The organism is Lewinellaceae bacterium, assembly GCA_020636105.1.
GTDB lineage: Bacteria > Bacteroidota > Bacteroidia > Chitinophagales > Saprospiraceae > BCD1.
On the sequence record JACJYL010000001.1, the window covers coordinates 3,047,193 to 3,069,366 of the forward strand.

General features: G+C 45.9%; 15 protein-coding genes and 1 pseudogene. 2 read left to right on the forward strand and 14 right to left on the reverse strand.

Annotation, left to right across the window (positions count from 1 at the left end; all coding sequences use genetic code 11):
• Positions 1–27: 27 nt before the first annotated feature.
• From H6571_11515 to H6571_11580, 14 genes and pseudogenes are all read right to left on the reverse strand, one after another.
• Positions 28–876 (reverse strand): TonB-dependent receptor, encoded by an 849-nt coding sequence (locus H6571_11515; protein MCB9324354.1) that lies wholly within the window; start codon positions 874–876, stop codon positions 28–30.
• Between the two features lie 77 nt (positions 877–953).
• Positions 954–1,505 (reverse strand): annotated as a pseudogene (locus tag H6571_11520) (transposase).
• A 79-nt stretch (positions 1,506–1,584) separates the two neighbouring features.
• Positions 1,585–2,484 (reverse strand): alpha/beta hydrolase, encoded by a 900-nt coding sequence (locus H6571_11525; protein MCB9324355.1) that lies wholly within the window; start codon positions 2,482–2,484, stop codon positions 1,585–1,587.
• 115 nt (positions 2,485–2,599) lie between these two features.
• Complete coding sequence (locus tag H6571_11530; GenBank protein ID MCB9324356.1) at positions 2,600–3,559, reverse strand: sulfatase-like hydrolase/transferase; 960 nt, start codon at positions 3,557–3,559, stop codon at positions 2,600–2,602.
• Between the two features lie 80 nt (positions 3,560–3,639).
• Positions 3,640–4,974 (reverse strand): DUF3472 domain-containing protein, encoded by a 1,335-nt coding sequence (locus H6571_11535; protein ID MCB9324357.1) that lies wholly within the window; start codon positions 4,972–4,974, stop codon positions 3,640–3,642.
• Between the two features lie 512 nt (positions 4,975–5,486).
• A complete protein-coding gene (locus H6571_11540) occupies positions 5,487–6,194 on the reverse strand; it encodes an endonuclease/exonuclease/phosphatase family protein (GenBank protein ID MCB9324358.1) in 708 nt (235 codons plus the stop codon).
• Positions 6,195–6,398: 204 nt separating this feature from the next.
• A complete protein-coding gene (locus H6571_11545) occupies positions 6,399–9,455 on the reverse strand; it encodes a glycoside hydrolase family 92 protein (protein ID MCB9324359.1) in 3,057 nt (1,018 codons plus the stop codon).
• Between the two features lie 287 nt (positions 9,456–9,742).
• The gene (locus H6571_11550) at positions 9,743–10,180 is read right to left on the reverse strand and encodes a phage tail protein (GenBank protein ID MCB9324360.1); all 438 of its coding nucleotides are present in this window, start codon (positions 10,178–10,180) and stop codon (positions 9,743–9,745) included.
• Positions 10,181–10,322: 142 nt separating this feature from the next.
• Positions 10,323–11,213: a dienelactone hydrolase family protein gene (locus H6571_11555; protein MCB9324361.1), complete on the reverse strand. Its 891-nt coding sequence runs from the start codon at positions 11,211–11,213 to the stop codon at positions 10,323–10,325.
• 14 nt (positions 11,214–11,227) lie between these two features.
• Complete coding sequence (locus tag H6571_11560) at positions 11,228–12,538, reverse strand: amidohydrolase family protein (protein ID MCB9324362.1); 1,311 nt, start codon at positions 12,536–12,538, stop codon at positions 11,228–11,230.
• 181 nt (positions 12,539–12,719) lie between these two features.
• Positions 12,720–12,995 (reverse strand): Txe/YoeB family addiction module toxin, encoded by a 276-nt coding sequence (locus tag H6571_11565; protein MCB9324363.1) that lies wholly within the window; start codon positions 12,993–12,995, stop codon positions 12,720–12,722.
• Between the two features lie 9 nt (positions 12,996–13,004).
• Positions 13,005–13,262: a type II toxin-antitoxin system Phd/YefM family antitoxin gene (locus H6571_11570; GenBank protein ID MCB9324364.1), complete on the reverse strand. Its 258-nt coding sequence runs from the start codon at positions 13,260–13,262 to the stop codon at positions 13,005–13,007.
• Positions 13,263–13,564: 302 nt separating this feature from the next.
• Complete coding sequence (locus tag H6571_11575) at positions 13,565–15,775, reverse strand: M1 family metallopeptidase (GenBank protein ID MCB9324365.1); 2,211 nt, start codon at positions 15,773–15,775, stop codon at positions 13,565–13,567.
• Positions 15,776–15,929: 154 nt separating this feature from the next.
• Positions 15,930–17,801, reverse strand: a complete 1,872-nt coding sequence (locus tag H6571_11580) for a hypothetical protein (protein MCB9324366.1) — start codon at positions 17,799–17,801, stop codon at positions 15,930–15,932.
• A 596-nt stretch (positions 17,802–18,397) separates the two neighbouring features.
• Between H6571_11580 and H6571_11585 the strand changes: the two genes are divergently transcribed.
• Both H6571_11585 and H6571_11590 read left to right on the forward strand, forming a co-directional pair.
• Positions 18,398–20,668, forward strand: coding sequence for a hypothetical protein (locus tag H6571_11585; GenBank protein ID MCB9324367.1), 2,271 nt, complete (start codon positions 18,398–18,400; stop codon positions 20,666–20,668).
• Between the two features lie 382 nt (positions 20,669–21,050).
• Positions 21,051–22,142, forward strand: coding sequence for an endonuclease (locus H6571_11590; GenBank protein ID MCB9324368.1), 1,092 nt, complete (start codon positions 21,051–21,053; stop codon positions 22,140–22,142).
• Positions 22,143–22,174: the final 32 nt, after the last annotated feature.

A 22,174-nucleotide genomic window follows, 5' to 3' on the forward strand; every position in this document is an offset into this window, starting at 1 on the left:
GGCTTTCATAGCACTCAAATTTTGATATTAAAACTCAATCCTGTAATTTAAAATCGGGACTAAACCAACCAGATAACTTTGTTCAATTTTTTTAGTTTCGGGGCTATAATATTGGTCCCAAACATTTGAGCGATTTGTAACATTTTGAATATCCAGAGATAGTACCCAAGCCCATCTTGGTTTATTTATCCGATAGCTGATACCTACATCTATTCTGAAATAATCGGGTGCTTTGTCTTCAAAAGCTTTATCGTACATTCGAACATCTTTGTTTTGCTCGTTCGATTCATCAACATTTAAAGGAATGGTTCTGTAACCACCTCGCCAGATTGTTCTGATGTTTGTGCCAATAATATTTTGTTTGTTTTTTCCAACCAAAAATTCCTTTCCTCCTACAAAATTTCCAATGTATTTGCTGTTAAATCGTGTGTCCCGCTCAATGTTATCGGTCATCGTATATTTCGATTCAAAAAGAGAAGCTGTTACCAGCAGGTACCAATTATTTGAAAAGAATTTTTGAAGGGTTAGTTCAGCCCCATAATTCCTGCCGGTACCTTTGTTTACTAATTTTTCGTTGGTAAAGCCGCTGCTAAAATTCAGCACATTTATTACGTTTGTTGTATCGCCAGGCTTAACAGGAACATCGTATAAATATTGATAGTAAACTTCCGCTTTCAATCTGAAATTTTTGGCAAAGTTCCAGTTATAACCTAAAACCATGTGAGTAGCTTTGGTAAGGTCTAAATCTTTATTTGGAATAATAGTGTTGCCATTGTCCAGTGCTTGTTCTGCGAGGTAAATGGAAACAGGCTCGACTTTACTGTGCAATCCTGCGCCTAAACTTATTTGGTGCATTTTGTTAATATCCCACTTCATTCCAAGTCGCGGCTCGATGGTATAATTATTATTTAATGCAAAATAAGTATAACAATAGTACGGGCAGAAAACTGCCCTTATGAATAATTCAAAGTTCCAAGCTTAATAGCTTGTTGAACTTTGGGATGATTTAATTGAAACTCAGCTTCAGAGCTGAGTTGTGAAAAAAGCCATTTGACCAATCGTTGGTTATAAGCTCTTCTCACAAAACCGTTCATTGACTTAACGGCTGGATTGAGTTCCATTTTGAGTTGAGCTAGGTTTACCGCAGCAAGACTCATATTAAAATGGAAGTCAAGAGCTTCTTTACTTCGAGCCTGACAGTGGGTTAACCCACAAAACTGCTTGGCATCTCGAAACAAGAACTCTATTTTGAATCTCAATTGGTAGTAATGGACGATAGTGCGAGCATCTAATTTTAAATCACAAGCAAGTAAAATGTATTTACTGGTTCGTTTATTAACCAGCATAACGATACGGAAATTGCGATCGAAATGTGGGGAGTTGAGTATCTGGGTATAAATTTCCAAATACTCATATTTCTCATCCTTGCCCACATAATCCCATTTACTTAAGTCCAACTCCTTCCAATTTACTTTACCGTTGTACTGCGTAGGACGGCCTCTTTTTCCAGTTGAAGATCCTTGATATAGGGCAGTTTTCTGCCCGGACTATTGTTAAATAAAATCGGTCATAAATAATTTCAAATCATCTGTCATTTATTGTTCGGTTAGTTTGCCTTACAGAATTAACGCTGATTATATCGTGATAGATAAAGTCAATAATTTCATCAAAGCTTCTGGTCATGGGCAAACCTGCCCAGCTGTGCGAGCCGCCATAAATGGTATAAAAGTAATAGGAGGCACCCAAACCTTTTAAACGCTCAGCAATCGGTTCAGAACCATATAGCATTATATAGCCTTTATCATTTGAATTACAATAATGATGCGGGGCGATGTTATAAGGTACCAATCTATCCCCAGTACCATGAAAAAGTTGTGTGGGAATAGCTGTATTGGCGTTTATTTTATCTAATGTAGTTATTGCTCCTGCCATGCCAATGACACCTGCATAATTAAAATCCGCAGGCAAGGTTTCATCTTCATAAACATAGGCCATATTTAAAACCGTTTCAGCCCCTGCACTTGAACCGGCAAGAATAATTTTATTTTTGTCGATGTGGAATTCTTTGTCATGGTCGAGCATATACTTTATTGCTAAGTTAACATCGTACGAAGCCGAATCAATAGCTGCTATCTTTTTACTAAACTCAACATCGCAACCAAAACCAATCCCCTTCATCGTTAATCTGTATGAAACCGATGCAACAGCGTATCCTCGTTGAGCAAGTTTTGTAGCAAAACGCACAATTTCGGCATCATCTCTTACACCATTTGAAAACCCACCACCATGTACAAAAACCAACAAAGGCATCTTTATCCTGGCGTTTCCCGCCTGATAATAATCGAATTGCAATGGTTCATTTTTATAAGTGTCGAAGTTGTAAGTGGTTTTATTGACTTCAAAGAAAATACTATCTTTATACAGTATTTGAGCAATTGAAACTTTTGCTGCTATAATGAGCAGGATTGTCGCTAAATATTTCATCGAAATTATTTAATTATTAGAGTTTTTTTTTAATGTAATCATATAATTTCCAGTTCAGACAGTTGTTGAAATTTCGGGAACCTGTCCTCGGCATGGAATGCCGGGATGACTCATACTACTTAAACAACTCCTTCATCACCGCCCCCTCCCCTTCAGGAAGACTGAAATGCATCAGCTCCGCGATGGTCGCCGGGATATCCACCAGTTCTCTCGGGGTATCGGTTAGGCACCCCTGTTTAAAGTCGGGCCCCCAGGCAAACAAATTGATATGCCGACAGCCTTCACATCCGTCGCCGTGGCCGGCAAACCCATTGCTTATGCCATCCAGATGACGGCCGTGGTCGTTGGTGACAAACACCGTTGTGGTGCCCTGGTAGAAGTATTCATTTTGGAGAAAAGTCCATATTTTATAGATGTATTCATCGGTTTTATAAATGCTATTGGTGTACTTTTCCCAACTGTTCTGGTGAGCGGAGAAATCCGGATCCCTGAAATGGATGAGCGCCAATTGAGGGTGATGGGTCGCCAAAATTTTAAGGGCGTTGTAATAGGTAATGCTGTCCTCGCGGTAGCCACTCCCCAAACCATCAACGCCACAATTGGTGGCTGGCCTGCTTTTGCCCTTCCACTCCGGAAGGGTGCAATCTGATAAAATTTCAAGTTTGTCTTTACTGGAAATGACCCAGGCGGCCAGGCTGTCATTGTCGGTGGTTTGCAGCCAATGCTGAAAAATGGAGGGATATTGGGGCAATTCGGTCCCGCTGTTATTGATTTCCTGGTAAAATCCTGTGGTCATGGCGGTGTGTCCGGCATTGGTATAAGTGGGCCCGTTGGTGTAAAACCGGGTATAAACCATGCCTTTACCGGCCATCTGATTGGCCATTCGCGGGATGAACTGGTGGGTGGAATCTCCCCAGGTTTCCGAATAGCGGGGCCCGTCCATGACGATGATGATCACGTTTTTGGTTTCATAATTCGCAGCAGGGACGAGGGGCTCTCTTTCGCAGGAGGTTAAAACCACTCCTATGAGTGCCAATAATAATAGTGGTTCAAAACCCCGATAGCATTTTATCATTGAATTTTTTTTAACCGCAAGGGCCGCGAGGAGAAGACGCCTAGGCCGCATAACCTTCTCTTGAGGCCTCTGCTGTAAAGTTAATATTTTTCCAATGAAGTAAAATCTATCTTCGGCGCATTGTGTAACTTGTTTCTTTCAAATCTCGAATCTATCAAAACATTATCATCGGAAAACCCACAATTTTTTAAATAAAAGCTGTTGTTTTCGACCCCTCCGGAATAATCGAGCCGGTAGGCTTTTCTGGCGGTATTATCTGCTGTGAAAGTGACTTCCGTGAGTTCATGCCACCCTGCAGCATCATACACCCATTGATTTTGGTACAAGCCTTTTCTTTCCAGTACGCCCGTTTCGGGGATGAAATTTTCCAAAAAGGAATATAAGTGCTTCAGGTAAGTGTTCGTGTGGGGTCTTCTGAACTCCGCTATTAAGCTCCATTTGTTCGTTGCAGGGTCATGGAAGTACGCCGCATAATCCGTCTGGCCATTGCCCGTTGGTTGGGCGCCGACCAGGAAGCCGTAGGTCAGGCCGGCTTTCCACTGATACACTTTGTAACTTTGTCCGCCGGAGCCTTCGTTTCCAAATTCCCCGGTGGTAACGCCTGCGCCTTTTTTCAATAATTTTATTTTATAATCCTCCGGCACATCCGACGGATTGTCTGTTTCATAGGGGCTCCAAATGGAAAAAAGTATTTTCCGCTCGGTGGCGGAATTTACCTGTATTCCAAAATACCCTTCTCCGAAACCATTGGCCATGAAATAAGATCCTATCACATCCTGATTTTTGGGGATGGTGAGTTCACTGTAAAACCATTGCACCTGCTCCACTCCTGCCGGCACGTTGAAATTTAAATGGACCGAAGGACCTCTTCTTCCAAAATAGAAATCGTCTTTTATAAATTTAGTATCACGGGTTCCTGCTCCTCCCAGCAAAATATCATTTACATCCGCGTAAACCGCGCCGTCCTTTTCCAAACCCTTCAGGTCAACAAAATAATACCCGGGGTTTTCGACCTGGAAATCTCCGATGTAGAAATCCTCAAAACGGCTTCCTTCCAGGGTAATGTTTTGGGATTCATTTCCAAAGGTGCATTGGATCCTGGAAACGCCGGAACTTACTTTTGCCCTGATGCCAAGGGAAATGCTACCTTTTTGTTCCAGGTAAAAGAAGGTACGTATGGTGCTACTGGCATTGCTCCATTGGCGAATGCCCTCTGCGGTGACGATATCCCCGGGCGTATAAATGCCATGATCCATCACCCAGGAATTTCCAGCGGTGGGGATGGCGATATTTAAAGTCGGGGTGGAGGATGTCGCCGGATTGGTTTGTTCATTAAAGATAAATGCACACGAGCTTAGACAAGTTAGGTAAACAAGCGTCAGGATAGAGGTTGGTATAAAAATGGTGTTTTTCATGTTCCTTTTTTTGTGTTTTTCTCCCATATATTTATAATAGTTGTCGTACAGAATTTTTGTCCACCTGACTCACCAAATATTATGCTTTTTAGTACTGTGTAGCAAAAGATTAATTATATTTTTTGAATAAAGAAATTTTACAGATTTCTCCTGGAAATTTAATTTTTAAAAAGCCATCCATCGCCCTGTGCTTTAGCCTGCCTGACGCCGCAGAAAATTATAATAGGTGCAGCGCACCTGTCTGGCAGCCAGGCAAGACCGAAAAATTTGTTGTAAAAAGATTCTAAAATCTATCTAAGGTGCAGCGCACCGCAACATTCTTTCGATGTTCGAAGATTTAGGTTGCGGTGCGCTGCACCTTGAATCTCCTTAATCTGTGTTTGCCAACACAGATTAAGGTGCTCTGCACCTAATTTTAATTCGGCGGTTCATTATTTAATTTCAATTAGCACTGGGCAATCGAAATTTTATTTAAAGCGATTCTTTTTGTTACACGATATTAAGCGGTTATCTTATTCAAATTCGCATAAAACTGGCATATGATCACTTATTTCTATCCACTTGTCGACCTCCCCGATTTCAAATTTTTTCAATTGTTTGCAAAATCCCTGATCTCCAAAAATATAGTCAATATGATATGGCCTTTCGAGTTTTTTTTGGAAATACAACGTCGGAATGGTTTCCCGTCCTTGTTCCTGCCCTGTAAACCTGTGGTAAAGACTTTCAATTCCGATTTCTTTCAGTTCGTTTACAACATCTGAATGATTCCACCATCTGTCCCATTGATCCCAAATTGAATTGCTATTAAAATCTCCTGCGATTATCGTATTGTTCAATTTGTCTTTGTTAACCTGAAGATATTTCCATAACTGTCCAATGTATCCGAAATTCGGGGAATTGTTTCGGTGAGTCCAAACCGCAAGCAGGTCAAAGTCTTGATTGATAGAACAAGATAAGAAATGCTTTACAAAATGGTCTTTATATTGATTCGACCAATTCAGTTTTTCAAGTTTAATTTCAGGCTTGGCGAAAACGGCAAGTCCTTTATTTCTGTCGTCTCCGATCCATAAATAGTTTTCTGCCCAATCCTGATATTGTTTGTGTTGTATTTCGGCAGGATTCTCACATTCCTGGATGATGGATAGGTCTGCATTGAAGTCCAAAATATTTTCAAACTTCCTCCTGAAAGCGCCGTTACAGTTCCATGTTAATATTTTCAATTTTATTGTTTTTTTGACGGTTAGGCTATCAATCTAATTTAGGGGTTGTGTAAAAAGGCTAAAAATCTTTTAAATCAGGTGATTATTTAATGTGTAAAAAGTCGATTTTTCAAGCTTTACATATTCCATTTTCAAAGATATTTTAGAAAAATTGAGCCTTGCCTGCTCCGTGACGGAAGGCAGGTTTTTACACAACCCTTAAATTTATTCCACAACAACTTCATCCGCAAACAACCATGCCTTGCCACCGGCGCCATGGTGCCATTCCGGGCAAAAACCTATATTGTGGGCATGAACCTTGATATACCGGGCTTTTTTCCCTTTGGCCTCTTTGGAAAAGTACCTGACGCCGTCCACGCCGCTTTCTTTATTGACCACCACATCGATGCTGCCCAGGGAGTCAAACGCTTTCCCATCCCCGGAAATGAAAAACTCAACCTTTACCGGATGAAAGATCCAGACGCCAAGGCTTTGCAGGAAGCCGGCCGTTACCCGGTTGACCGACATGGGTTTTCCCAGGTCGAGCACCACCTCCATGTCTTTTCCGCTAAAGCCCTGCCAGGTGCCGTCATTGTAAAAAAAGGAGCCAAGTTTACCGTCGATCAGCCCATTGACACCGCCTCCTGTATAGTTCTCCGCATACAGTCCGTCGGCAACATCTCCGGCAACATCTTTACCGGATGCCGGAGCTAAATAGGTCACCTTTGGGTATGTCCCGTCAAATTTCACCCCGGCTTTCAAAAATTCATGGCTGGCCGTTCCGCTTGGCTCAAATCCTTCCTTAAAAGCTTTTGCTTTCAAAGTGGCTGTTTCAGTCAGATCAAAAGCTCCGGAATACTTCGGGCTGCTTTGATCCGGCTCGCTGCCATCCAGGGTGTAGTGAATGTCCACGCCTTCGGAAATGCAGCCCAGTGTTATCGACAAATGATCGTAAAACAATCTTTGATTTGTTTCGACAAAGGGGTTGAATATTTTTCCTGTCCCCAGGGGCTTTAACTGGTTTTCGGCTTCGATCGGCAAGGAATAAGGTCTGTTTTCTTTTTTTGCCCCCCAGTCTTTGTTGGGCGTGGCACCCATCTCAAAAATCAGGGTTCCCCCCTTTAAAATGTCGGTATGTGAAATATACGAATAGGGATAATCCTGCCCGTTTAATGTGGTCGATTGAACATACATATTTTCATCGGAGGCATTTTTCGATTGGACGACAAATAACTTTCCATTAGGCAACGAAAGGGTTACTTTATCAAATACCGGACTGCCAAAAACATACATATCCTGTCCCGGACAAACCGGGTAAAATCCCATGGCGCTGAACAGGTACCAGGCAGACAACTGCCCGCAATCATCATTGCCGCAAAGGCCATCCGGTTTGGTGGTGTACAGTTCCTGCATGGTTTTGCGGATCAGCTCCTGTCCTTTCCAGGGCGCCCCGGCGTAATTGTACAAATACGGCATGTGGTGCCCCGGCTCATTGCCATGGGCGTATTGTCCGAACAATCCGACAAAATCGGATGGCGCATTTTCGTGTTTTGTCTCCAGGGTAAAAAAAGTATCGAGTTTGGATATGTATTTTTCATCGCCGCCCATCAATTCAATGTGCGAGGTCACATCATGGGGCACATAAAAACTGTACTGCCAGGCATTGGCCTCCGTATAATCTCCTCCATCCAGCATGGTGATCTTCAGCGGATCGAAAGGATCCACCCAGGTGCCGTCATCATACCTCGGCCGCATCAAACCGGTGGAAGGATCGAACATATTTTTATAATACTGGGCGCGTTTGATGTACTGGTTGTACACCTCCGTATTCCCAATGGACTTTGCAAACTGGGCAATACACCAGTCATCGTAGGCATATTCCAGTACTTTGGAAACGGAATTGGAAGATTTATCCCGTGGTATAAATTCAAAATCCCGGTAAGGCTGAATTCCCTCGCTGTTTTGCGCACCGCTGGTCAGCATGGCTTCCAGGGCTTTTTCAATGTCAAAGTCCTGATTCCCTTTGAGGTAGGTATCCACGATGACCGGCACACTGTGGTAACCGATCATACAATTGTTCTCGCAACCGGAAAGTTCCCAAACCGGAAGCAACCCGGAATGCTCATATTGTTTGAGCATTGTTTTGATAAAATCCTCGTTTCGCTCCGGGCTGATCAAATTGATCAGTGGATGCAAAGCCCGGTAAGTATCCCATAAAGAAAAGACGCTGTAGTTCGTAAACCCTACAGCCTCATGCACCTGGTGATCCATGCCACGGTATTGCCCGTCCACATCCATATACAGATTTGGGGTCAACAGCGCGTGATACAGGGCAGTGTAAAATTTTGTTTTTTGATCGGCTGTTCCACCTTCGACTTTCAGGGTATTCAATTCCTTGTTCCAGGCGGCTTTGGTTTGCCGGACAATGGCATCAAAATCCCAATGTGGCAATTCGGCTTCCAGGTTTTTTCTCGCCCCGTCCACGCTTACCGCTGAAATTCCCACTTTGACCATTATTGCCTGGTTGGCTTTCGTTTCGTATTTAAATGCCGCTTTAACCACTTTGCCGGTCACTTCAGTGGTGCCCTGCTGGAGTTCGTTGTCCAGGTAGATCTGTGATGCGGTAAAGGGTTCTGAAAATTGGGCAACAAAATAAACGTACTGGTCACTGGCCCATCCCCGGGAATGCCTGAGTCCTTCAATCTCGGTATTGCTGATCACCCGGATAAAACAATCGTCTTTCGGATCTTCCCCCGCCGTAATATCATGCTCGAGATCGAGGATGATATGGCTTTCAGCCGAGGCCGGAAAAGTATATTTATGAAACCCCACACGAGGCGTGGTCGTCAGTTCCACTTTTACATCATAATCATCGAGTAACACGCTATAATACCCGGGGGAAGTTGTTTCCTTATCGTGACTAAACCGGGAACGATAACCGGAATCGGGATCTTCAGCTGTTCCTGGCATGATATTGATCTCCCCGACGGCCGGCATAAAAAGCACATCCCCGTAATCGGCGCAACCCGTACCGCTGAGGTGAGTATGAGAAAAGCCGATAATCGAATTATGGGTGTAATGATACCCGGAGCAACAACCGTCATTGTAGGTATCCGGACTCAACTGAACGCCCCCAAAAGGGGTGCTCGGGCCGGGAAACATATTGCCGGTGGCGTCCGTGCCGATCATGAGGTCGACATAATTCGTCAAATCCTGTGAGGTTTCTTTTTTACAGGAGCCAATAGTCAAAAGTACGAGTAAACAAAAGAAGAGGTTTTTCATTTTTAAAATAATTATTGATGATTAACACATAGTCATAAAGTTCACAGTAGTTTTTTTTTATCAGCCAGATTTATGTGCTATGTGGTTATGTGGTTCCTTTTTTTTAACCACATAACCACATAGTTTGGATCAAAGTTATTTGGGTTCCAGGTATTCCTTTAGTCTTTCTCCAAGGAAATAATTCCATCCTCCTATACAGCTTTCTCTTTTGAATTCAGGGTTACGCAGAAGCGGTTCTTCAACGTCTTTCACAGGAATACCCAGAACAAGAAAATAGTTTCTTAATCCTAATTCCTCGAAGGATAAACCCCTTGCAGGGCAATGATGTAATTCACGGTTACATAAGGCTGAATATTGGAGGCTTCGCCGTCGCCTAAGGAAATGTTATCCCTTACTGCCCTGGTTGCATTGACGGAAGATATTTTGGGAAAACTTACCTTTTCTGCCCCCCCTTTTTGTCCCAGCCGATATTCGGACAATCCTGGTCCGGTTCCGGGATGGATGACTACTCTTCCCCTCATGTCGGGAAGCGCAAAAGTGGTGCGACCATCCCCTCCATAGGTCGTACCTAGCAAAGAAAAAAGAGCAGTGTTCTCAGAAATGGGGAGAAGCTGGCCGTTACAGAATGCCCAGCCTCGGGGCGCAAAATTGCCGGCAAACATCGTGATTTCGCCTAAGAGCGGATCAGCCGCAAAGGTGACGCCGGCGTTGTTTTGTTCGTTCATCGCACCTGGAATTGGGGCGGAAGGGTTGGAAAGGCCCATTAAAAATAAGGCTAACAAGGAAAAGGTAGCTACGATCCAACCGGATGCTGGACTCAATACGTTTTTCATAATAGTGTAGTTTTGGTTAAAAAATATTTATTGATTACTTGGTTAATTGCGCTTTAAAAAAATCGATGGTACGCTGCCAGGCGAGTTTGGCTGCAGGTTCATTATACCTCGGCGTGGTATCGTTATGGAATCCGTGGTTGACATCAGGGTAGAAATAGACCTCGTATGCCTTTTGGTTCGCTTTCAAAGCGGCTTCATAGGCCGGCCAGCCCTCATTGACGCGGGTATCCAGCCCGGCATAGTGCAGGAGCAGGGGAGCCTGTATGGCCGGCACCTCTTCAGCTGTAGGCTGACCGCCGTAAAAAGGAACTGCAGCCAACAATTCAGGCACACGAACCGCCATCATATTGGCGATCCAGCCACCGAAACAAAATCCCACGACACCTACATTCCCGTCGCACTCAGGATGTGTTTTCAGGTATTCAAAAGCGGCGATAAAATCTTCCAGCATTTCATTCCGGTCTCTTTGTTTTTGTAATTCCCGGCCATCATCATCATTGCCGGGATAACCACCCAAAGGGGTCAGTGCATCAGGTGCTAGGGAGATGAATCCATCCAGTCCGGCCCTTCGGCCTACATCTTCGATATGAGGATTGAGCCCGCGGTTCTCATGCACTACGATGATGCCAGGCAACCTCGTGTCTTCATCCGCCGGACGGGACAGCAGCCCGCGAATTTTGCCCCCTCCCTTGGGTGATTCATATTCAATGAATTCCGATTTCAGGCGGGGATCACCGGGCTGAACCTGGAGTCGCTCCTTGTATTTCGGCAACAGGTAATCGAGCAGGGCCGGTACGGTCAGTCCGCCGATGGCAAAAACCGACAATCGTTCCATGAAAAGCCTGCGTTCAATTTTATTATGGACGTAATCATCATACAGGTCAAATACTTCCTGGCTGATATTTTCTTTTTTGATCTTTTTCATAAACGTTGTATTTATTATTGCCTGAATATGATCCCGTCTTTCATAACAAATTTCATATTGAGCAACGTACTGATGTTTTTAAGTGGATCCCCCTCCACTGCGATGATGTCGGCGAGTTTGCCTTTTTCAAGGGTTCCTATTTTATCGGACATACCCAGCAGGTCGGCGGCATTTACGGTGGCTGCCTTTATGGCCTGTTCAGGGTCCATGCCGTAGCGCACCATGATTTCGAATTCCCGGGCGTTGGTGCCGTGTTTGCTGACCCCGGAATCCGTTCCAAAAGCAATTTTGACGTTGCCTTTCAAAGCCCGTCTGAAGGAAGCTTCCACTACCGGCGTTACCTGTCTGATCTTCTCCTGTATGGCTGGTGGAATGTTATGATTAACCTCCATTTCTTCGGCAACCGAAACGCCGGCTAAAAGTGTCGGAACGAGATAAGCTCCTGTTTTATTAAATAACCCGACCGATTCATCATTCAGGTAAGAACCATGTTCGATGGAATTGACCCCAGCCCTCAGGGCAGCGTTTATACCGTCCGCCTCATGAGCATGGGCCGCCACCTTCCTGCCCAGGGAATGAGCGGTTTCCACGATGGCCACCATTTCTTCATCCGTCAACTGTTTTCCGACGCCTGCCGCGGTATTACTCAAAACACCACCGGTTGCCGCGAACTTGATGACATCGGCTCCCTGTTTCACCATTTCCCTGACCGTTCTCCTGCAATCATCGGATCCGTCACAGGTATTTACCATGGGGCCCATCGCTTCTTCAATTTCTTCCCGGTAGCCATGGAAATCGCCATGTCCGCCGGTGGCGGAGATCATATTTATAGCAGCAATGATTCTCGGACCTTCAATGTTGCCCTCCCTGATGGCGCGCTTTATCGCCGGGATCAGCGTGGGCTGATCGCTTCCCAGGTCTCTCACGGTGGTAAACCCGGCCTCCAGTGTCCGTTTTAAATAAGGAATGCACCTAAAAGCGAAATCTTCCTTGTTGAGGGTCGTCCATTCATGTGGATTTCGGTCGGGGTCACGCTCCCCGGTCACATGGGTATGCAGGTCAATGAATCCCGGCATGACGAATTTGTCCTTCAGATCCACCACCCGGGCATCTTCCAGATCAAGATCCTTCGGGTTCAGAAAACCGGCCTTCACATCGGTTATAAGACCGTTTTTCACAACGATGGTTTGTTTGGAAAGCACCCCCTGGCCCGGAACGGCTAGTAATTTTCCGGCGTGGATGATCGTGGTGCTTTGGGCATTCAGCATACAAAAAGTTGCTAAAAGCAAGCACGTAAGAAGTGCAATTTTTGGTTTTAGTGTCATGTTTATCGGTGTGTTAAAATTAAATTTCCAGATAAAGTTTCCAGAAAGCCTATGCCCTGACAGCAATATCCTCCTACATTCCACAGTCCCTGCTTTAGTTTAGCCTAACCTTTGAAAATATTCAGTAAAATTGAACCCTTCAGGCCTTTTGTATTAGCTGTCGTGTTTTCTTATAACATCCTTAGTCATCATAGTGAAATCGACATTGAATGATGGAGCATTTTTGATCAATCCCTTTATTTCCGCTTACTTTGTAGACTAACCGATGTTCCTGAGATATTCTTCTTGACCAAAATCCTTTTAATCCGTGCTTTAAAGGTTCAGGTTTTCCTAAACCTGAGAAAGGGCTTTGCATTATAGATTTGATTAAGTCTTTAATTTTTTGGACAATTTCAGTATCCGTTTCAATCCAATATTGGAAATCGTCCCAACCATGCTTTGAAAATTCTATTATCATTTGGTCAATTTATTCCTCAATAGAAAAAGGGATTGTTTTACCTTCTTTCAATTGATCTATAGATTCTTCTAATCTTAAACGATTTTTAGATGTTGAGAGCAGATACTCCGTTTCTTTTAATGAATTATACTCTTTTATTGACATTATGACAATGGCATCATCGTCATTGTTGTTTCTTGGGACGATGATAACATCCATGGAATTGCTTACTACATCAAAGTAGTATTTCATTTTTGCTCTTAATGAAGATATCGTTATCGCTTTCATGATGTATTGTTTATGTACATCCAAAGGTACAATATTATGTACAATATATCAACATCAATTATTTCTAAAATGGGATTATTACATTTTTTTTCATTAATGTCCGTTTTTTTCTTTCGCCATTGATTAATTATCGTAGAATTTAAAACTGCCTGGTAAAAACTTAGACACACAGGCAGGGTAAAGAAATACTGTTCCTTGTCCCACTGTCCGAACATTTGACTTTACAATAAATCTACACCCTCACTTTGAAAGCCAATATCCTAACTCAGCCTCAAATTCTGCAATTTTGCCCGTGCATCCCCTTATTTATCCCCTGCTTTAAATTGCTCAAATCTCGACACCTCTTTCACCCGCGGGAAGGCATTATTCTCGGTATTCACATCCGCCAGCTCTTTATTCGGATCCAGGTTGATGCTGATTACTTCTTTGTCTTTGAGGAAGGTTTTGACCACTTCGGCCTCGTTATGTCGCCAGACCTCTACCGGCAAACGGTCGATCTCGGTAGTACCATCGGCATAAGTCCATTCCACAATGATAGGCATGACCAGTCCGCCGAGGTTTTTGAAAGTTAGTTCATAAAGGTTTTTGCCCTCGACCGCCTTCCGCATTCCCTCCTCATCAAGACGGCTCAAAAACTGTCCGTAATACTGATCCGGGGTCGGAATCATCGTCACCTCAACGGGGCCTCCTGCAAAATCCGAAATAACCGGATCCATGGCCATGCCACCGGTACCAGCCAGGGCAGTATTCTCGTCCTTATTTTCTTTCACGACGAGCCATTTTACCGCTGCCAATTCAATATCTACATTATCGGTGGTAAAAAACCATCCCCGCCAGAACCAGTCCAAATCCACCGCAGTAGCTTCTTCGAGGGTCCGGAAGAGGTCAGCCGGGTTGGGGTGTTTGTATTTCCAGCGATTGGCATATTCCTTAAAAGCAGGGTCAAACAAATCCCTGCCGATGACTGTATTCCTCAGTATTTGAAGGGCAACCGTGGGTTTTTGGTAGAAGTTGGCCCCAAAACTGAACATGTTCTCATTGTCTGACTGGACCATAATGGGCCTCATGATGTCTTTTGTTCCGGTCATATAAGTCACAATATCGGCCGGTACCGTATGGTGAAACTGTGGGTACCGCAGCGCCATGGTACGCTGGTGCAGAAACGTATTCAGGCCCTCATCCATCCACATCCATTGCCGTTCGTCAGAACTCACGATCATGGGGAACCAGTTGTGGCCTACTTCATGCACGATGGTGCCGATCATGCCGGCTTTGGCGCCTTCACTGATGAATCCATGCACAGGGCGCCCGCCGTTAAAACTGATCATCGGGAACTCCATCCCAATGTTGGAGGTATTGACGGAAATAGCCACCGGGTAAGGGTAGTCAAAAGTGGCTTCGGAGTAAACTTCCAGGGCATTCGCCACCGCTTTGGTGGATTCTTCCGACCATACCGGCAAACCTTCATTCGGATAAAAAGACATGGCCATCACCGTTTTGCCGGAAAGGTTAACGGCCTGAGCGTCCCAGATGAATTTCCTGGAACTGGCCAGGGCAAAGTCACGAACATTCTCCGCTCTGAATTTCCACGTTTTGGTCGCTGTGGATTTTTCTTTTTCATTGGCTTTTGCCTCCTCAGGGGTAACGATCACTACCGGTTTATCAAAAGACTGCCGGGCTTCCTGCAGGCGTTTGAGCTGCTTTTTACCCAGCATCTCGCTGCTGTTGAGCAAGGTGCCTGTAGCCGCCACAATATGGTCTTCCGGCACGGTGATTTCCACGTCAAAATTCCCAAATTCCAGGGCAAACTCTCCCAGGCGCTGAAACTGTTTGTTTTGCCAACCTTCGGTATCATTGTAAACCGCCATCCGGGGATACCAGTGAGCAATGAGGTAAACATTGTTACCGTCTTCGGGAAAATGTTCGTAGCCTTCACGGGATAGCACAAACATACTCCTGTCGGTAATGGCGTAGGACCAGGAAATATCAAGCCTGATGGATTGTCCCGGCTGAAGCGCCTCCTTTAGGTTGACCCGCATCATGGTATTGTTGACGATGAAATCAAGCGGATTCCCGGTTTTATCTTTGACGGATTTGATTTGACAACCCGCATCAAAATCCAGGGGCCGGACCAGGTATTGCATCTGCAGGGTAGTGACGGAATCTCCAATACCTCCAAACCTGTCTCCAAAATCCTCGTTCCCTTTTTTGTTGATATTCTGCTCCAATTGTAACCACAGGTATGGGAGGGCATCCGGTGAATTGTTGTAATAGGTAATGTTTTCTTCCCCGGTCAGCGTATTGGTCGATTCATCGATAGAAGCCTTGATCACGTAATCGGCGCGCTGCTGCCAATACTCTTTCCCGGGAGCGCCGGAAGCCGTTCGGTAGGGACCCGGCGGGGTAATCAGGTTGCCAAGTTGTTCGAATTTCCCCTGGTAGGGAGCGGTGGGATTTTGGGCAAAGCCCTGAAAAAAGAGGGTTGCGAGGAAAAAGAGTATCGGGTATCTCATATTTTATTGGGTAATTGATTGTAATTATGTTTTGGTCATTATCTCTTGCAAATTAGAAAAATACTGTATTAAAATGAGTTTTGATTCCAACAAATCGCTGATTTCATGTAAAAGAAGCCGTTTCAATGGATGATTACTCATCAAATCAACCGGATCAATATTGTACAACAAGGGATCCTGTTTCCCATTGATTCCCAATACGAAACAGGTAAAAATACATGCCGGGAATGGTTTTTTCCGTATCCCAGGTCATCTCATGGGAACCGCTTTCCAGTCTACCTTTTTCAAGGTTATAAATGGTGCATCCAAACAGATCATAAATGCGAAGGGATACTTCTGCCGGAAGGGTAAGGTCAAAGGAAAAGCTAACCTTTCCCGAAGCCGGGTTAGGAGCCACTGCGATCAGGTTTTTCGTTTTTAAGGGCTGATTCAAAGCCGTCACCGTCGAATCCCCGGAAAGCAATTCCCGCAGGCAGTCAAATTTAAAATTCCGGTCAGGAACGTTCACATCATCCGTCAATCCCCAGCAGCCGTAACGGTTGTAGCTGCTTGTGAGGGTGAACTGCATGGCGAGGGTACCTCCAAGCTGCAGGAAGGCATCGTCATAGTTGTATCGCAAAGCTTCGCACATCCCTTCCGAGCGCTCCGCAAGGATGCGATTGGTTATATTGGCTGTACTGCCCCCGCCGTGATCAGGGCCGCCTTCATAGGAAACATATCCCCCCGACAGGTTCCACTGGCTGGCCTTTTCGATCCATTGCATCCTTCCCGCCTCATTGATGCCGGTATCGTTGATCTGGCCGGAAATGCTGTTGAGACAGTTTTCAATGATCTGACCTACACCATCACCTACATTTTGACCGCCCGAAAAATAGCTTTGGCAACCGATAGCATAAATAAAATCGGAAGGTGCGCCAAAATGGGTACTGACATATTGCAGCATGGGTTCCACCCACCATTTGAGCATGGGTTGGTGGCTGCACAACACCACACGGATGCGGTTGTTCAGCGACCCTGCACCGAATACCGTCTCGAAAATTTGCGCCAGTTCAACCGTTCTCCGGGCGTGGTTTTCCTGCTCTCCGATACCGAGCCCTGCGGCCTGTGCCTGATTGTATTGACTTTGCGAAAAGCCGGGAGCCGTATTCCAGACCTCGTTGCTGCTCTCCACATAAATATTCAGGTCCGCATCCAGATCGTTTTTTAACAGGGTTGCCAATTGGGTCACGTAATCGGAGCTGGCAGAAATGGGTACGTTTATCCAGGCATCGGTTTTTGTCCGGTTGGCCAGGTCGATCACATGTTCCCAGCAGGCGCCGCCGTTTTTGCCGATGGTTGGAATACTCGCCTGGGAGGCATCGGTGGGCAGTTTACGGTCCGCCCATTCCGTCAGTCCCGGAAAATCAGGGTCGCGGCCGTTGGTGCCTAAAAATACCATATAACGAATGGTCGTAAAATGAATGGAATCCAGCATATTCAGCAAGGGGGTATGAAAAAGGGCACTGTCATCATTATACCCCGGACGAAGCATTTTAAAATCGGTAAAACCCGAATTCAGCGGGTCGTTGGGCGTCTTCCGCGTATTGCTGAAATTGATGAGCATCAGGCCATTGCTCTGAGCAGACACCACGAAATCGAATGTAGTCGTATTGGTATTCCCGTCGTATTGCAGATTTTGCACGGCACCACCGACCAGTCCGCTGACCTGACCTTCTCCCCTGAAGGAACATTTCCACGTACCGCTGACATCCAGTCGGTAAACTTCCGGATCATCGATGGATCCACTCCACTCAGCGACAGGTCTGAAATCAACGATATACTGGGCATCCACATTCGGCCACCCCTGCTCATCTACCTGGCTGCCGTTGATGGCATTGCCGGTGTTCAAATCATTCCAGCGGTAATTTTCCCGCACCAGGTCAATGTAGGTGCCTCCACGTTCGGGCAAACCGATATTGACCCCGATCTGGGCAGTGGAATGGATACTGGCCAACAGGAAAAAGATAAATAGGTTACAAGGTTTCATACACGATATTTAGTTATGTGTCTGGGCAAAATTAATATATAAGCTCTTTTTAACGGAAGACTTGCCTGTTTAAAGTAAAGACAATTCTATATATCCTGCTAATGCCGCAAAAAATTGATTCTTCAAAAACAAAAAAGGGTTCCTGGATACTCCATTCAACTGGCAGGGGGGATACGGTGCTTTTTCGTATACCAAATCCCATGTACCAAGGGTAATCCGGTATATTCAGAATCAGGAGGAACATCATCGAAAACAGACTTTCCTTACTGAATACGTCGAATTATTGAAAACTGCCGAAATCGACTATGATGAACAATATATTTTCAAACCCTTGATTTGATGGTTCACTAATCTTCGCTGCAAATCATATGACGCCCCTATGGGGCTACCGTGTGGCGCCCCTTGGGGGGGTGCCAGTGGCGCTCTACCCATAAGTCCCATCGGGACGGCCTATGGGTACAGAATATTAACCTGCAGGCTTAGTGCCTTTAGGTACGTGATATATCATCCCCGCCGAAGAGATAATTCCCGATTAAGCAATTCTTATTTTTGGCCAAGACCCTTTTTGATCGCATCTTTGCAAAAAATGCAGCAACATGCTCAAAGTCTTCGGCATACGGCATCATGGTCCCGGCTCCGCGAGAAGCCTGGTGAAGGCATTGGAGGCCATGCAGCCCGATTGTATTCTCATAGAAGGTCCTGCCGATGCCCAACCCGCAATTTCCTATGCCACCGATGGCCTGTTGGAACCGCCGGTTGCCCTGCTCGTCTACCAGCCCGATGATCTAAAGAAAGCTTCCTATTTTCCTTTTGCTCATTACTCTCCGGAATGGCAGGCTATCCAATACGGGCACCAGCATGATATTGAGGTACGGTTCATCGACCTGCCAATGGCCCTGCAATTTACCCTCGATGCTGAAGAAGCAGAGATCCGGCAGACGAGCCTTGCCGGACAACTTGAAGACCAGACCCAAAAACCGATCATTCACGATCCGCTGGGCTATATCGCTTCCATTGCCGGATACAAAGACAGCGAAAGATGGTGGGATACTGTCTTTGAAACGACCGACGGTACGACCGATACTTTTGAAGCCGTCAACGAGCTCATCAGTACCCTGCGGCAGGAACTCGGCCGCCAGGAATCGCCGCGCACCTTGCTTAGGGAAGCGTTCATGCGCAAGATGATCCGACAAACTGAAAAGGAATCCTTTGAAAAAATTGCTGTCGTATGCGGTGCCTGGCATATGCCTGCGCTGTTAAACTTAAGCCTATTCAAAGCCAGTGCCGACAACGACCTGCTCAAAGGCATCAAACGAACCAAATCGAGCGTCAGCTGGATTCCGTGGAGTTATGAGCAACTGGCCAATCAGAACGGCTACGGAGCCGGAGTGGTGTCGCCGGCCTGGTACGCACTGCTGTTCGATCAGCAACAGGATGTGGTAGCCCATTGGATGGCGAGGGTTTCACAACTTTTCCGTAAAGAAGGTTTTGATGCCTCGCCGGCTCATGTGCTGGAAGCCGTGCGCCTTTCCAAAACACTTGCCGCCATGAGGAAAAAGCCTTTGCCCACCCTCGAGGAAATGGAGGAAGCTGCCCTGTCTGTTTTTTGCCGGGGAGAGGTGGTGCAGCTCAATATCATCCGAAAGGCGCTGGTCATTGGAGAGCGGGTCGGCAAAGTGTCGGAAAACATCCCCATGATTCCTTTTCAAAAAGACCTGCTGGCATTAGTAAAAACGGCCCGGCTCACCAAATACTGGGAACAACCTACGGAAGAATGGCTTAAAAGCACAAAAGACAAACCCAAGGGGGGCATTGACCTGCGCGAAGAAGCGGACCTTTTGAAAAGCCATCTCCTTCACCGTCTGAATATCCTGGGCATTCCTTGGGGGCAACAGCAGCATTTTTCGGATAACGACCTGGGCAGTTTTAAAGAATACTGGAAACTCAAATGGCATCCCGGTTTTTCACTGCGGATCATCGAAGCCGGGATGTGGGGCAATTCCGTGAAGTCGGCCGCTTCCATGTTTTTAATCAAAAATGCGCGGGAAGAGGAAAGGTTATCCACCCTAACGGTTCACGTAAAAGCCGCTCTCGATGCCGGTCTGCATGAGATCATAGACGAATTGCTCCAAAAAATGCAACAGCTGGCTGCACAAACTCATCAAATCCTGTCGCTCATGGACAGCCTGCCGTCCCTGGTGTGGATCGTCCAATACGGTGATGTACGCCAGACCGATATCCCGGCAGTGAGTGATCTGATCAATGAACTCATTCCCAGAATTTGCATAGGCCTGCCGGGCCTGTGTGTGAATATCGACGAAGAGGTGACGGAAGAAATTTTCAGGGAAGTCATCCGCACCCACCGGGCCATCACTGCCCTCGACAACGAGGACCATAACGATCAATGGCAAAAAACGCTGATGGCCATTGCCTCTTCAATGGTGTCAGAAGAAAAACTTAGAGGGGCCTGCACCCGTATCCTTTTTGACAAGTCGGTCCTCGATCCCGAACGGACGGGAAAACTCATGCAATTCGCCATTTCCGGCGGAAATTCTGTCCAGTCCATTGCGCGTTGGGTGGAGGGCTTTTTATATGGAAGCGGGCTGTTGCTGGTGCATCACCCTGCCTTGTGGAAACTGATTGATGACTGGATCAGCGGCCTCTCACCAGATCATTTCAACGAAGTAGTGCCCCTGCTACGCCGTTCTTTTGCCAATTTTTCCGAATCAGAACGCACCAAAATGATGACGCTGGCTCAAAAACCGGAGGATTCCCCTATCTTTGCCGGCCTTTCCGAAGAAATGGAATTTGATAAAAAAAGGGAAGCAGTCGTGTTGCCGGCGGTGAAGCGGATTTTGGGGATTTGATCCTATGATGCTGGAATGCTGCGATGATGTGATGCTACAATGCTGCGATGATGCGATGATTTGATGCTGCGATGATTTGATGAGTGAATCACAGTACTAATTGGTTTTGATTTTGTAACCGCCAAATTTTGGTGAGGTGCAGAGCACCGCAATATTTGTTGTAAAAAGGCCCCAAAATAATCAAAGGTGCAGCGCACCGCAACCTAAATTTTATTTATGGAGAGCATGTTGCGGAGCCCTGCACCTGATTGTATTCGGCAGGGAAATGTTCAAAACCAATAAGTGCTGGGGATGTCGCTGCGCTCCATGGGAGGATGAGTGGATACGGAGCGTTTTCCAAAACTATAGAGACACTTGATGATTACGTTTTAAAAAAAGCAATATGAAATTTTACGCACTACCACTGATCATTTTTTTGACTGTGAGCCTTTGGCTGCCGGCCCAGCAAATAGATGTCTTTCCGACTTACTCCGGAGACGAACTGCTTGGGTTATTGGTACAAAACTATAAACCGGCCACCGTTTTAAATTACACCCAGGCGCGAGATACCTTGTTTTCAAAAATTGATGCAGTACATGACACGCTGACCGGCGTTTATACAGGCTTCTCCATTTACCTCAACCCGAATGAAGATCCGACGGTGGCGGCTTTCATGGGCGGGGGCGCCAACGGTATCAACACGGAGCATACCTATCCCACTAGTAAAGGAGCCGAAGCGGGCAATGCCAAATCCGATATGCATCACCTTTTTCCTACCCGCATCGATGTGAATGCCGCCCGTGCCAATGAACCTTTTGCGGAGATCGATGACAACCAAACGACGAAATGGTACTATCTCAACCAATTGCTTACCAATATTCCGACCGACAACATCGACCTGTACAGTGAATTCCGGCCCGGCGGCTTCGAACCCAGGGAATCCCATAAAGGGGATATTGCCCGCGCCATGTTTTACTTCTACACCATGTACAAAGACCAGGCCGACGCGGCGGACAATGCTTTTTTTCCGGCCCAGCAAGCTACCCTTTGCCAGTGGCATCTCGCCGATCCCGTAGATACCAAAGAATGGGAAAGAACGAACAAAATTGCCCATTACCAGGATGACAAACCCAATCCTTTTGTGCTCGATTGTACCCTGGCGGCGCGTACCTATTGCCCCGGACAGGAATGTCAGGTGAATGGAATTATTGAATCTGAGCCTACAAAACCTTACCACCTTTTCCAGAACACCCCAAATCCTTTTGAAGGTCAGACCGAAATCCGATATATCTTAAACCAGCCTTTTGAAGTGGAGCTTTTCCTGACGGATGTGCTGGGCCGCCATGTGGGAACGCTGGTTCATACCATGCAATACGAGGGGGAATACAAGGTTACCCTTGAAGCGCCGGGCAGCGGGATGTGGTTTTGTCACCTTGTGCTAAAAGATGAAGGTCAGGTGTTTCATGGTATGATAAAAATGGTGATGGGGCAATGAGTTAAGAGAATAAGGACTGAAGGGTTGTAGTG